Here is a 13,475-nt window from a genome sequence, read left to right on the forward strand (position 1 = left end):
GAGGTAGGCTATGCTGGTTGCGGAACGGTATGAAACGATAGTTCGATTGGTGAATGAGCGGGGCAGCATCCGGGTATCGGAATTGAGTGAGCTTTGTCAGGTAACGGAGGAAACGATCCGCCGCGATCTGGATCGTCTGGAGCAAGCGGGACGGCTTCGCCGCTCTCATGGCGGTGCGGTAAGCGTCAAGGATACGCAGCCGGAAACGCCGGTAGCGGAGCGCGAAATTATGCACGCGGACGAGAAGCGGCGCATTGCGGAAGAAGCGGTCAAGTTGATTAAGCCAAATGACCGGATTTTGCTGGACGCTAGTTCTACTGCTTGGTATATGGCATCGATTCTGCCGGACATTCCGCTTACTGTCTTGACCAATTCGATTAAAGTTGCCATTGCGCTGAGTAACAAGGAGAAAATCGAAGTGATCTCGACCGGCGGCATATTGGCTTCGCGTTCTTTATCTTATGTAGGGCCGCTCGCGGAACGGTCGCTCGAAACCTATCATGTAAACAAGCTGTTTCTATCTTGCAAAGGCGTACATCTGGAGCGCGGAGTCAGTGAATCCAATGAGCTTCAGGCGCGCATTAAACATAAGATGCTAGGTATTGCGGAGCAGGTGATCCTGCTTGCGGATTCCAGCAAGTTTGGCGTTCAGGCGTTTACCCATGTAGGCGATCTATCTGAGGTGGACGCCATTATTACGGACCGCAGGCTTTCCCAGGAAGCAGCAGCTCTATTAGCTGAGCGTTCCATAAGTGTAACGATGGTATAAAGAATAGATACGTTTGTGAGGTGACGAGGTGAAGGTATCTTTATTTATCACCTGTCTTAGCGACACGATATATCCCCGCGTGGGAGAGGCAATGGTTAGATTATTGGCCAAATACGGGATTCAACTTCATTTTCCAAGCGTTCAAACCTGCTGCGGCCAGCCCGCATTCAATAGCGGGTATTGGAAGGAAGCGCGGGAGAGCGCCAAGACGATTCTGGACGCGTTCGAGGACAGCGACTTTGTCATTTCGCCTTCCGGATCCTGTACGGGCATGATTCATCATTACCCTAAATTGTACGAGACGGATTCCGTGATGCGCGAGCGGGCGATTAAGCTCCAGCGCAAATCTTACGAATTCACCCAATTCCTGGTTCAAGTGCTTGGCGTGAAAGATATAGGCGCCGTATTCCCGCATAAAGTAACTTACCATCCTTCCTGTCACGGGAGTAGGCTGCTTGGCATCAAGGAGGAGCCTATGGAGCTTATGCGCCATGTGAAGGGCCTTGAATTGGTACCGCTTCCGTTCGCGGAGGACTGTTGCGGCTTTGGCGGTACGTTTGCGGTGAAGATGGCCGATATTTCCGGGGCGATGGTCACCGAGAAGGTCGATCATGTGCTGGAGACGGAAGCCGAAGTGCTGGTTGGGCTGGATTTGGCTTGCCTGATGAATATTGCAGGTAATTTGCATTACCGCAATCAACCTGTTAAGGTGATGCATTTGGCAGAACTCTTGTATGAAGGAGTGAAGCAGGCATGAGTACGGCTCATACGGCATCAACGGTGAAGGAACGCGCCGATTTGGCGCTGAACGACGAGTTTCTGCGCAAAGCGGTAAAGTTTACGACCGAACGGCTTCGAAATGGTAAAAAGCAAGCTTCTGAAGAGCATGGCAACTGGGATGACTGGCGGGAGAGAGGCAGGCAAATTCGGCTGCATACGATTGCCCATCTGGATTATTATTTAAATTTATTCGCAAATAATGCGCGGGCAAACGGCGTTCATGTCCATTTTGCCGAGACGTCCGCCGAAGCGGTTAAGCTGTCATTGGAAATTGCGCAGCGGAAGCAGGCAAAGTCGGTTGTGAAGTCCAAGTCGATGGTTACGGAAGAGCTTCATTTAAACCATGAGCTCGAATCCATCGGGGTAGAGGCGATCGAGACGGATCTTGGCGAGTACATTATTCAGCTTGCCGGCGAGACCCCGTCCCATATTATTATCCCGGCGATTCATAAGAACCGTTATCAGGTTGCGGATCTGCTGTCGAAAGAGGCCGGGGAGACATTGGCGCCGGATACTTCGATTCTGGCGGGTTTCGTGCGGAAGAAGCTTCGCGAGAAGTTTCTAGAAGCGGATATCGGAATGACGGGTTGCAACTTCGCGATTGCCGAGACTGGCTCGATGGTGCTCTTCGAGAACGAAGGAAATGCGCGGATGGTTACGACCGTTCCCAAGACGCAGATTACGCTGATGGGGATGGAGAGGATTATTCCGTCCTGGGCGGACTTGGAGGTTATGGCTACCTTGCTGCCGCGTTCGGCGACCGGGCAGAAGCTTACCGTCTATATGTCCGGTATTACCGGTCCTAGACGCCAAGCGGATGCCGACGGTCCGGATGAGATGCATATTATCATCGTGGACAACGGCCGTTCGTTGCAGCTTGGCGATCCGGAGTTCCAGGAGCTGTTGAACTGTATTCGCTGCGGAGCTTGTCTGAACGCTTGTCCGGTATACCGTCACATCGGCGGACATGCGTACGGCGGCACTTATAGCGGTCCCATCGGAGCCGTACTGACGCCTGCTCTGCAGAAAAACGTAGCGGAGTGGGATGATATCGCGAATGCTTCGAGCTTGTGCGGTGCCTGTTACGAGGCTTGTCCGGTCAAAATTCCGCTGCACGAGATGCTTATTTATTTGCGCCGCCGGAAGCTGGAGCAAGGCCATGGCAACGCGGCGGAATCGATTGGCATGAAGGGGTTTGCCGCCGTGATGGGCAATGCGAAGCGTTATGCCGGCATTGTAAAGCTGGGCAAGCTTGGGCAAAAGCTGGTTGTGCGGGATGGCGGAATCCGCCTGAAGTTAGGTCCGCTGAAAGGCTGGAACACGTACCGGGTAACGCCAAGTTTGCCGAAGAAGTCGTTCCGCGATCAATGGGGGACGCTTGAGCAGGAGTTGCGGCACGGGCTGCAGGAGCTGGATCCAAACGTGCGCAGCCGGATGGAGTCCATCATGCGGGAGCGAGACAACAAGGGAGGCAACGGTCATGGCTAAGCAGGTTGATTCCCATGAGGAATGGTTGAAGCAGCTTGCGGAGGAGTCGAGGCGCAAGCAGGAGACGTTTATGAACGGGATTGCAGAGAAGCTGAGACGTCCTAGGATCACATCGGCGCCGGAACATCCGTTTCGCGGCGCTCCGGATTTCTGGAAGGCGTTCGAGTGGCCGCTTGAAGAGCGGATTGACCGGTTCGAGGCGAACTTCAAGGCCGCTGGCGGTCATGTGGAGCGGCTTGCCGACATGGAGGCGGCGAAGCGGTTTATCGCGGACAAAGCGGAAGCGCTAAGCGCGAAATACGTCATCCGGCAAAATCAGCCGGAGCTAAACGAACTTGGCCTAGAGGGAGCGCTTGAGCCATTAGGAGCAGCCGTTCGCGTCTGGAACAACGATCCGGAGGAGAATTGGAGGGCGCGCGCAGCGGAATCGGATTTCGGCGTTGTCATCGCCGATTACGCGGCCGCTTATACCGGCTCCGTAACCGTATTGTCTTCCAAAGACAAGGGGCGCTCGGTAAGCCTGTTGCCGACAGTGTTGTTTGTGCTTATTCCGCTGGAGCGTCTGAAGACGCGCCTTGGCGAGATATTGCCGGACTTTGACGCCGCAGGGCGCGAAGCGTTGCCCGCAGGGATTCATTTTATATCCGGCCCAAGCCGTTCCGCCGATATCGAGAATGATCTCACCATCGGCGTTCATGGACCGGGTGTCGTTTACGCGCTGATGATTGGATAATGGCAGTTAAAGCCCGCAAACTTGGCTTGGCGATTATTGCGCCGCGAAGAGCTGCGGGTTTTTGATTTAGACAAGGAGTGTTTTCTCGTGAAAGTAAAACTGGAACTGGTTCTTGACGCAGCCGGTGTTATCGTCTCGAATTTTTCTCCGCTGTTTTGGCAGGGTCTTGTAACGAGATATGGGCTTCCTTATGACAAGCTTACTACGTTCAAACATGAAGTCCGGGCAAGATTGTGGACTGGGGAAATAACAGAGGAGGAATTTTGGGATGACTTTTGTGCGCTATTTCCGGCGATCAATAAGAATGAGGCCAGGACGGCGCTGCTTTCCCAGATTACTCCATTGCCAGGCATGCAACGGATCCCAGCCTGGAGCCGGCATGCAAATATCCATCTGCTAAGCAATCATCGGGAGGAGTGGCTGGAATCGGTAATTGCTCCGCTTCGACCCTATCTAAGCAGCCTGACCATCTCGAGTGCCGCTCGGTGCCGCAAACCGGATGCTCCAATATACGGAGTTGTTGAGCGGCATTTCAATAGTGAAGCTCCGGTACTGTTTGTTGATGATCAAGCGAAAAACTTCAAGGAACCCGCATTGCGCGGCTGGACCACCCTGCTGGCGGATGAGCAAGGGGAATGGATCAAACAAGTGAATCATATGCTATCCGATAATAACGAAAACGCGTAAAAAAGAAGCAGCAGACTCATTTGAACTTGAGCCTGCTGCTTTTATTATCCCTACTGTTCCTTTGTCGTTAGGAATTTCTCGATAAACTGAATGGCTTTGTCGGTGTTCTTCGAGCCTTCGCGGACGCTGGCGATATAATTGTCCTTCGCTTGGATTGGAACGTTTCCAATGATGGAGCTGCCCGATATTTTGACGCCGTACGTGTGCTCATCCGGAACATCTTCCGTCTTCTGTTTGTAGGCGTCGCCTTGCTTAAGAAGCTTGGTGAGATCCGTTTGCGAATCCAGATTCATAAACGCGCCTTGCGGGCCAACCCAGTTGAAGGCCGCGGTGTCGGTAATGTAAATATCCGGACGTTCGGTTGCGAGCACGACCATCGCTTTTTGCTGCGAGGCAATGTCCATTTGATCTTTCGCATCAAGCGGAACGTACGTGAAGTTGACTTTGAAGCGCTTAAACTCAGGGAATTGCTTCAGTAAAGCTTCTTCAATATCAGCCTCCGTAGATTCCTTGCCCGTGCTGTCGCTCATGTAGTACTCGCCCAAATACATGATGGACAGATCAACCGGAGGAAGCTTGGCAAGACGTTCCTGCTCAGCGCGGTGATCCAAATAACTGTTAATGCCTACAATAACAAGAATGATAGCAATAATGCCGCCTAGCACGTGGAACTTGTAGTAGCGCCAGAAATGGTCCACTTTCTCCGCGGAGCCGGCCATTTTTTTATACTTGCCGTATTCCTGCTGGTTGAATGCTTCATTCGCTTTCCGGTTATCCTCGTCCAGGATATAGCGGTAAGCACGGTTTACTTCTTCGAAATCTGCTTGATCGGTTCCGTTCGGGTTTTCTCTTTGTCTTGCCCGAGATTGACGCATCAGGGTGGTGTAACGCTTCTCGACCTCTTCTTTAGAAGCGTTTTCAGGAAGACCCATCTTGTCGTAGGCTCTCTTCAGTTCGTCCATGGAGTTGCTCTCACCTCTGTTAGGAATAGAAAAAATAATAGCTACTCTCTAGTATACGGATTTGAATAGAAGATTTCCAATCCTCCATCTGGTAATGAGGCAGGCTACAAATTGCGATGACCTATGGTATGATAGGAAAAAGCGCGAATGGGCCTCACAGAAACGGTCAATACATAGATTAACAGCATTGTATCGGGGGAAAAAAGCATGTTGAGAGGGAAAACGATTGTACTAGGCATTACCGGCGGCATTGCAGCTTATAAAGGAGCGGCGCTGTGCAGCAAACTTGTGCAAGCAGGGGCTGAGGTCCATGTGATCATGACGGAGTCGGCGACTCAATTCATTACGCCGCTCACGCTGCAAACCTTGTCCCGCCATCCGGTACATATCGATACGTTTGATGAGAAGGATCCGTCCGTCGTGACCCATATCGATCTGGCCGATCGTGCCGATCTGATTGTCGTTGCGCCGGCAACAGCCAATATTATCGGAAAAGCGGCGAATGGCCTTGCGGACGATATGTTAAGCACAACCCTGCTTGCCGCGACAAGTCCGATTCTGGTTGCTCCGGCGATGAACGTGCACATGTACGAGCATCCTGCGGTTGTCCGCAATCTGGAACTGCTCGCATCCCGCGGCGTGATGTTCGTGGAGCCGGGCACCGGTCAACTTGCTTGCGGGTATGTGGCAAAAGGCCGTCTAGCGGAACCGGAGGATATCGTCATTGCGGTCCATTCCTTGCTGAAGGCGAAGGAGAATGGAACGCTTGCGGGCAAGCGCGTATTGGTGACGGCCGGCGGAACGGTGGAACGGCTGGATCCCGTCCGGTACTTAACGAATGATTCTTCGGGCAAAATGGGCTTTGCGATTGCCGAGGCGGCCAAAGTAATGGGAGCGGAAGTAACGGTTGTTGCAGGGAGAACATCGGCTTCTCCTCCTGCCGGCGTGAAGGTAGTACGGGTGGAATCGGCGCAGCAAATGCTTGAGGCGGTGCTGGAACGGTTCGACGAGGCAGATATCGTTGTCAAGTCGGCAGCGGTTGCCGATTATCGCCCAGTGACCAGACATGGCCAGAAGATCAAGAAGTCAGGCGAGACGCTGACGCTTGAACTGGAGAAAACGACGGATATTTTGCAGACGCTTGGCGAGCGGAAGACGCATCAGCTGTTGATCGGGTTTGCCGCGGAAACGGAGCAATTAGAGAAATACGCCATGGATAAGCTGAAGCGCAAAAACGCGGATCTCATCGTGGGCAACGATGTCAGCCAGGAGGGCGCCGGCTTTAACGGCGATACGAATATCGTACAGCTGTATGGGCCAAGCGGTCTGATTGAAGCGATGCCGCTCTTATCCAAGCGGGAGACGGCGCAGCGCATTATGACGATTGCCGCGCAGCGCCTCGCGGAGGGAGATGTCCGCAGCGGAGGTCGGGGCGTAGAATGATTGCCAGAGTGATCGTAGACGTGCCGAGCCGCCAGACGGACCGGCCGTTTGATTATAAAGTGCCTGCCGACATGGAGAACTGGATTGAGGTCGGCAGCAGGGTAGGCGTTCCTTTTGGTCCTAGGACGCTGCAGGGCTTTGTTATTGAACTTGCCGAGACGGCGGATGTTGATCCCATGAAGCTGAAGCCGATAGCCGAGCTTCTGGATCCGGTTCCGCCGCTGCTGCCCGATTTGATCGGGCTTGCCAAATGGATGAGCGACAAGTATTGCTGCTCGTGGACAACCGCGCTGCAGGCGATGATTCCGGCAGCTTTGAAAGGCAAAGCCGAGCGGTACATCAGCTTAAATGACGATCCCGAGTTTGAGGCCGCTGATTATGGTCTCACGGCGCTTCTGCCGGAGGAGATGCTTGCGTGGATTGGCCGACAGAAGCAGCTTAAGCTGGATACTTTGCAGCAGCGTTATCCCGAACATGCCGCGGCAATCAAGGAAGCGCTTCGGGATGGGCTGCTTCAGGAACAGACTTCGATTCGCGACCGGCTGGCGATCCGCAAGGTATTGACGGTTTTTCCGCCGGATGACAAGACCGCGGCGCGTGAGGCACTGGAGTCATTCCCGGCAAGATCGGCGAAGCAGCGGGAGCTGCTCGCCTTCATGCTGGAGCGCGGGGAGGCTATGCCGCTGCAGGCGCTGCTTGCGGAAGCGGGCGGCTCTCCCGCGAGCGTCCGGGCGCTGGCAGACAAAGGCTTGCTTGGGCTTCGTGAAGTCGAGCAGGAGCGTGATCCATACGCCGGCCGGGATTTCGAGCGGACGGAGCCGCTGCCGCTCATGCCGGGCCAGCAGGACGTGTACGAGCGAATTGCCGACACGGTGAGCCGAGGCGAGCCGCAAGCCCTTCTCCTGCACGGTGTTACGGGAAGCGGCAAAACCGAGGTCTATATGCAGTCGATTCAGCATTGCTTAGAATTAGGCAAGCAAGCGATCGTGCTTGTCCCGGAAATCTCGCTTACTCCGCAAATGGTGGAACGGTTCAAGGGGCGCTTCGGCGATGCCGTGGCGGTGTTGCATAGCCGATTGTCGAACGGTGAACGGTACGACGAATGGCGCAAGATTAGAAGCCGCCGAGTGCAGGTAGCCATCGGCGCGCGTTCGGCTATATTTGCGCCTTTCGAGCGGATCGGGCTCATCATTATTGATGAGGAGCATGAATCCTCGTACAAACAGGAAGAGAGTCCGAAATACCATGCGCGCGATGTGGCCGTAAGACGCGCAAGGCAGCATGGAGCGGCCGTGGTGCTTGGCTCCGCGACGCCGTCGCTCGAATCGTTCGCGGCAGCCAGCCGACCGCCTGCTCCCGGCAAGTCGTCGGCGCTCTTGCCGATGCCGGAGCGGGTAGGCAGCCGACCGCTGCCGCCGGTTCAAGTGATCGACATGCGCAGCGAGTTGCAGGACGGCAACCGCTCGATGTTCAGCCGGAGGCTGCATGCGGCGCTTGCCGAGCGGCTGGAGCGCGGCGAGCAGTCGGTGCTGCTGCTGAACCGGCGCGGGTATTCGACGTTTGTTATGTGCCGCTCGTGCGGGTACACGGCTGCTTGTCCGCATTGCGATATTTCGCTGACCTACCACCAGAAATCGCGCGCGCTGCGCTGCCACTATTGCGGGCATGCGGAGCTAGCTCCGAAGGAATGCCCTTCCTGCAGCAGCGAGCATATCCGTTATTTCGGCACCGGTACGCAGCGGGTGGAAGAAGAGCTTGCGAAACTGTTTCCCGGAATCCGGGTCATCCGGATGGATGTGGATACCACCACCGAGAAGCATTCCCACGAGAAGCTGCTGAAGCAGTTCGGCGAGCGGAAAGCGGATGTGCTTCTCGGTACGCAGATGGTCGCGAAGGGACTTGATTTTCCGTTTGTCACGCTCGTAGGCGTTATTGCGGCTGACACCTCGCTTAATTTGCCTGACTTCCGTTCGGCGGAGAGGACTTTCCAGCTGCTTACGCAGGTGGCGGGACGCGCGGGTCGTCATCATTTGCCGGGTGAAGTCGTGATCCAGACGTATTCGCCCGAGCATTATGCGATTACGACCGCCCAGCAGCATGATTATGCCGCCTTTGTACGGGAAGAGCTGAAGCACCGGAGCGTCATGGGGTATCCGCCTTATTGCCGGCTTGTGCTGGTGACGATGTCGCATGAGCAGCTGCCGCTGCTTGCTTCGGTCAGCGAACAATTCGCGGAACGTCTCCGGGGACTGGCGGGAGATGAAGGAGTTCTGGGTCCGCTGGAAGGCGGGCTGCCAAGGGCGATGGACATTCTTGGACCGGTCGCTTCGCCGATTTCAAGAATGAAAGATCGCTACCGTTTTCAATGTGTGATAAAATATCGTGGAAACATCGACGTACCCCTGCTGCTACGGCAGGCTATGGCGCCTTTTGTGGAGGGATCCCAGGCAAAGCTAGTGCAGTTTAGTATCGATGTCGACCCACAAGTCATTTTATAAAATAGATAACGATTGTAAAGGAAGGTAACGGCTATGGCCATTCGTATTATTGTGAAAGAACCCGATCCGGTGCTCCGCGAGACGGCTAAGGAAGTAACGAAATTCAACTCCAATCTGCAAAAACTTCTGAAAGACATGGCGGAAACGATGTATGACGCTGACGGCGTAGGACTGGCGGCTCCGCAGATCGGCATCTCGAAACGCGTAATTGTGGTGGATGTCGGGGACGAGACGGGACTGGTCTCGATGGTCAACCCTGTCATTGTGGAAAAAGAAGGCGAGCAGGTTGGTCCGGAAGGCTGCCTCAGCATTCCGAATCTGAACGGCGACGTCAAACGTTACGAGCGCATCGTAATCAATGGCCAAGACGGCGAAGGCAATCCGTTCACCGTTGAAGCAAGCGGTTTTCTTGCGGTTGCGTTCCAGCATGAGATCGATCATTTGAACGGCATTTTGTTCACGGACATCGCGCAAAACGTATATGACATCACGGCAAGACAAAGAAAAGGCGGCGAGTAAAGGAATGCGTATTGTATTTATGGGAACGCCGGAATTCGCCGTTCCTTCCCTTCGTCTCTTGATGGAGCAGGGCTACGATGTAGTCGCTGCCGTCTCGCAGCCGGACCGCCCGAAAGGCCGCAAACGCGTATTGACGCCGCCTCCGCTCAAGGAAGCGGCTCTTGCGTTTGGTCTGCCCGTTTTGCAGCCGGAACGTATGCGCAGCCCCGAGGCTGTTGCGGCCATTGCCGAACTCGAGCCGGATCTGATTGTTACAGCCGCTTACGGGCAAATCCTGCCGAAAGCGCTGCTGGACATTCCGCGCCTTGGCTGCATTAACGTGCATGGTTCGCTGCTTCCGCGCTACCGTGGAGGAGCTCCGATCCAGCGCTCGATCATTAACGGCGAGGCGGTTACGGGGGTAACGATTATGTACATGGCGGAAGGCCTCGACACCGGCGATATGATCAGCAAAGTAGAAGTGCCGATTGCCGATGAAGATACGTCGGGTACGTTGTTCGAGAAGCTAAGCGCCGCCGGCGCTGAACTGCTGGGACGTACGCTTCCCGCTCTCCTGGCAGGCGAACTTCAGGCCGAGCCTCAAAATAACGAACTGGCTACGTATGCGCCTAACCTGACGCGCGAGGATGAGCGGATTGACTGGAGCAAGACGGCACGCGGCATCTATAACCAAGTCCGCGGCTTATCCCCGATGGCAGGCGCTTTTACATACCTGAACGGTGAAGTATTCAAGGTGTGGTCCTGCGCGAAACCGGAAGGGCGGAAAGGTTCGGCTTCTTCTGCGCCAGGCACCGTAATCGGCGCAACATCTGCCGGAATTGAAGTGCAGACGGGTGACGGCGTATTAACGTTGCTTGAGATTCAGCCTGCGGGCAAACGCGTTATGACGGTTGCCGATTGGCTGCCGGGTGCGAGACTGTCTGACGGCGCGGTATTTGACGGAGGCGAAGCATGAGCGATCGTAATCAAGTAAAATCGAACCCTTCCGCTGGGAAGCCAAAAAAGAAGCCTGGCGGACAAGGCCAAGGCAATAGCCGTGGACAGCAGCAGGGGCGCAAGGAACAGCGCCCAGCGCGGATCCGCACGCCTCGAGAGCTTGCGCTTGATACGCTGGTGAAGGTTGCGGAGACTGGCGCTTACAGCAATCTTCAGCTCAATCGCGTCCTGCAAGACGCGCAGCTTCAGCGCGCAGACGCAGCTCTTGTAACCGAGCTTGTGTACGGCACCATTCAACGCCAATTGACGCTCGACCATTGGCTTGGCAAATTTGCCTCCAAAGGGCTTCGCAAGCTGGAGCCATGGGTGCATCAGCTATTGCGCATGAGCGCCTATCAATTACTGTATCTTGACCGTATTCCGGCCCATGCTGCGGTGAACGAGGCGGTAACCATTGCAAAACGCAGAGGACATCAAGGAATTTCAGGCATGGTGAACGGCATTCTTCGCAGCATTGACCGGAACCGTGCAGAGCTGACGGTTGACGCTATTCACGATAAGAATCCGGCCTTGCAAATTGCGGTTAGACATTCTTATCCGGAATGGCTCGTAGAGCGCTGGGTCCAAACATACGGCGCGGATATAGCCGAAGCGATCTGCGCGGCCGGCAATGAACCGCCTCATGCAAGTATTCGCGTCAATCCGCTTCGCGCAACAAAAGCGGAGGCGCTTGCGATGCTGACCGAACAAGGCGGCGAGGCGGAGACGTCGAAGCTTGCGCCTGCAGGCATTGTCGTACGGCGCGGCGGCAACTTGGCCGACACGGCGGGTTTCCGCGAAGGCTTGTGGACGATGCAGGATGAGAGCTCCATGCTGGTAGCCGAAGTCGTTGCGCCGAAAGCCGGCATGCAAGTGCTCGACTGCTGTGCGGCGCCAGGCGGCAAAACAACCCATATGGCGGAGCAGATGGGCGGCAAAGGCAAGGTGTACGCCAACGATCTTCATCCCCATAAGCGTCAGCTTATCGTAGACCAGGCCGTTCGTTTAGGCCTTCAGAATATTGAAGCTATTACCGAAGATGCCGGTGAGCTTGGCAACCGCTTTGCGCCGGCATCCATGGACGCGGTGCTGCTGGATGCTCCTTGTTCGGGCTTTGGCGTCATCCGCCGCAAGCCGGAGATCAAATGGACGAAGACAGCGGGCGACGTTGGCGAGATCGCTGCCATTCAGCGCCGCCTGCTTCAGGCGGTTGCCGGTCTCGTGAAACCGGGCGGCACGCTTGTGTACAGTACATGTACGATTGAAACGGCGGAGAACGAAGCTCAGGTTAACGCCTTTCTTCAGGATCATCCGGAATATGAGCTTGATGCCGCTTGGCCGGAGGAAGCAATTCAGCCCCTGCTCGAGAGAGGCGTTGTTGACGAGGCTTCTTTTAGGGGCATGGCACAGATACTTCCGTATCATTTTGGAAGCGACGGATTCTTCATTGCCCGTCTACGCAAACGCTCCTAGGGCCGCTTGTGGCTCGACATGGGCGTTTGTGGTAAAATAAATCATCAGCGCAGGCATAACAGGCGCGCTAGTTCAGAGTCAGGTGTGATAATAAGAAGATGAAACCAATAATTTATGACTATAACCTCGACCAGCTTCAAGACTGGATGAAAGAAAACGGGGAACCTGCTTTCCGCGGAGGCCAGCTGTTTGACTGGCTGTACGTGAAGCGGGTAAAAAGCTTTGAAGACATGTCGAACTTGCCGAAGTCGCTTCGCGATAAGTTGGAAGAATCATTCCAATTCGTGACGCTGTCGGAAATTACAAAATTCGAATCAAAGGACGGCACGGTCAAATTCCTGTTTGGCCTGCATGACAACCATGCGATCGAAACCGTTATTATGCGCCATGAATACGGCAACAGCATCTGCGTAACAACGCAGGTTGGCTGCCGAATCGGCTGTACCTTCTGCGCTTCAACGCTTGGCGGTCTGAAACGCAATCTGACCGCGGGCGAGATTGTTGCCCAAGTCGTAACAGCCCAGCAAATGCTGGATGCTACCGGCGAGCGCGTATCGAGTATCGTCATTATGGGATCCGGCGAACCGTTCGAAAATTATGACGCCACGATGACATTCCTGCGTATTATGATCCATGAGAAAGGCCTTAACATCGGCCAGCGCCATATTACCGTCTCAACGAGTGGTATCGTGCCGAGCATGTATAAGTTCACGGAAGAGAATACGCAAATCAACCTTGCCATCTCCATCCATGCGCCGAATGATAAGCTCAGATCCAAGCTGATGCCGGTTAACCGCCGCTTCCCGTTCGAGGATGTAATGGCTGCATGCCGCAACCATATCGCGAAGACCGGCCGCCGCATTACGTTCGAGTATGCCTTGATCGGCGGCGTCAACGACCAAGCCGAGCATGCGCAAGAGCTTGCGGACGTGCTGCAGGGCATGTTGTGCCACGTTAACCTGATCCCGGTCAACCATGTACCGGAGAGGAATTACGTCCGTACGCCGCGCAATGACATTTTTGAATTCCAGCGCATTCTGGAGAAGAACAAAATCAATTGCACGATCCGCAGGGAGCAAGGTCATGATATTGCCGCTGCATGCGGCCAATTGAGGGCGAAACATATGGAGTCCACGACGAGGTGATCA

General features: G+C 54.9%; 12 protein-coding genes. 11 read left to right on the plus strand and 1 reads right to left on the minus strand.

What is annotated here, in order from left to right:
- Nucleotides 1–10: 10 nt before the first annotated feature.
- From QQK89_RS13725 to QQK89_RS13745, 5 genes are all read left to right on the plus strand, one after another.
- Nucleotides 11–769: a DeoR/GlpR family DNA-binding transcription regulator gene (locus tag QQK89_RS13725; RefSeq protein ID WP_284239130.1), complete on the plus strand. Its 759-nt coding sequence runs from the start codon at nt 11–13 to the stop codon at nt 767–769.
- 28 nt (nt 770–797) lie between these two features.
- Nucleotides 798–1,526 (plus strand): (Fe-S)-binding protein, encoded by a 729-nt coding sequence (locus QQK89_RS13730; protein WP_284239131.1) that lies wholly within the window; start codon nt 798–800, stop codon nt 1,524–1,526.
- The gene (locus tag QQK89_RS13735) at nt 1,523–3,037 is read left to right on the plus strand and encodes a LutB/LldF family L-lactate oxidation iron-sulfur protein (protein ID WP_284239132.1); all 1,515 of its coding nucleotides are present in this window, start codon (nt 1,523–1,525) and stop codon (nt 3,035–3,037) included. The genes QQK89_RS13730 and QQK89_RS13735 overlap by 4 nt, the downstream gene beginning before the upstream one ends.
- Nucleotides 3,030–3,770, plus strand: coding sequence for a LutC/YkgG family protein (locus QQK89_RS13740; RefSeq protein ID WP_284239133.1), 741 nt, complete (start codon nt 3,030–3,032; stop codon nt 3,768–3,770). The genes QQK89_RS13735 and QQK89_RS13740 overlap by 8 nt, the downstream gene beginning before the upstream one ends.
- Nucleotides 3,771–3,857: 87 nt before the next feature.
- Complete coding sequence (locus tag QQK89_RS13745) at nt 3,858–4,457, plus strand: hypothetical protein (RefSeq protein ID WP_284239134.1); 600 nt, start codon at nt 3,858–3,860, stop codon at nt 4,455–4,457.
- Nucleotides 4,458–4,507: 50 nt separating this feature from the next.
- Here the strand turns inward: QQK89_RS13745 and QQK89_RS13750 are convergent, their stop codons facing one another.
- Entirely contained in the window at nt 4,508–5,419 is a 912-nt protein-coding gene (locus tag QQK89_RS13750) for a DnaJ domain-containing protein (protein WP_284239135.1), read from the minus strand.
- Between the two features lie 207 nt (nt 5,420–5,626).
- Here QQK89_RS13750 and coaBC point away from each other — a divergent pair, with 207 nt between their 5' ends.
- From coaBC to rlmN, 6 genes are all read left to right on the plus strand, one after another.
- Complete coding sequence (gene coaBC / locus QQK89_RS13755) at nt 5,627–6,862, plus strand: bifunctional phosphopantothenoylcysteine decarboxylase/phosphopantothenate--cysteine ligase CoaBC (RefSeq protein ID WP_284239136.1); 1,236 nt, start codon at nt 5,627–5,629, stop codon at nt 6,860–6,862.
- Nucleotides 6,859–9,360 carry a primosomal protein N' gene (gene priA, locus QQK89_RS13760; RefSeq protein ID WP_284239137.1) on the plus strand — a complete coding sequence of 834 codons (2,502 nt, stop codon included), beginning with the start codon at nt 6,859–6,861 and terminating at the stop codon, nt 9,358–9,360. The genes coaBC and priA overlap by 4 nt, the downstream gene beginning before the upstream one ends.
- Before the next feature lie 33 nt (nt 9,361–9,393).
- On the plus strand, nt 9,394–9,879 hold the full coding sequence (gene def, locus QQK89_RS13765; protein ID WP_284239138.1) for a peptide deformylase: 486 nt from the start codon (nt 9,394–9,396) through the stop codon (nt 9,877–9,879).
- A 4-nt stretch (nt 9,880–9,883) separates the two neighbouring features.
- The gene (gene fmt / locus QQK89_RS13770) at nt 9,884–10,834 is read left to right on the plus strand and encodes a methionyl-tRNA formyltransferase (RefSeq protein WP_284239139.1); all 951 of its coding nucleotides are present in this window, start codon (nt 9,884–9,886) and stop codon (nt 10,832–10,834) included.
- Complete coding sequence (gene rsmB, locus QQK89_RS13775; protein ID WP_284239140.1) at nt 10,831–12,327, plus strand: 16S rRNA (cytosine(967)-C(5))-methyltransferase RsmB; 1,497 nt, start codon at nt 10,831–10,833, stop codon at nt 12,325–12,327. Before fmt ends, rsmB begins: the two co-directional genes overlap by 4 nt.
- Before the next feature lie 98 nt (nt 12,328–12,425).
- A complete protein-coding gene (rlmN, locus tag QQK89_RS13780; RefSeq protein WP_284239141.1) occupies nt 12,426–13,472 on the plus strand; it encodes a 23S rRNA (adenine(2503)-C(2))-methyltransferase RlmN in 1,047 nt (348 codons plus the stop codon).
- Nucleotides 13,473–13,475: the final 3 nt, after the last annotated feature.

The sequence above is a fragment of the Paenibacillus glycanilyticus genome (assembly GCF_030161375.1).
Lineage (GTDB): Bacteria > Bacillota > Bacilli > Paenibacillales > Paenibacillaceae > Pristimantibacillus > Pristimantibacillus glycanilyticus_B.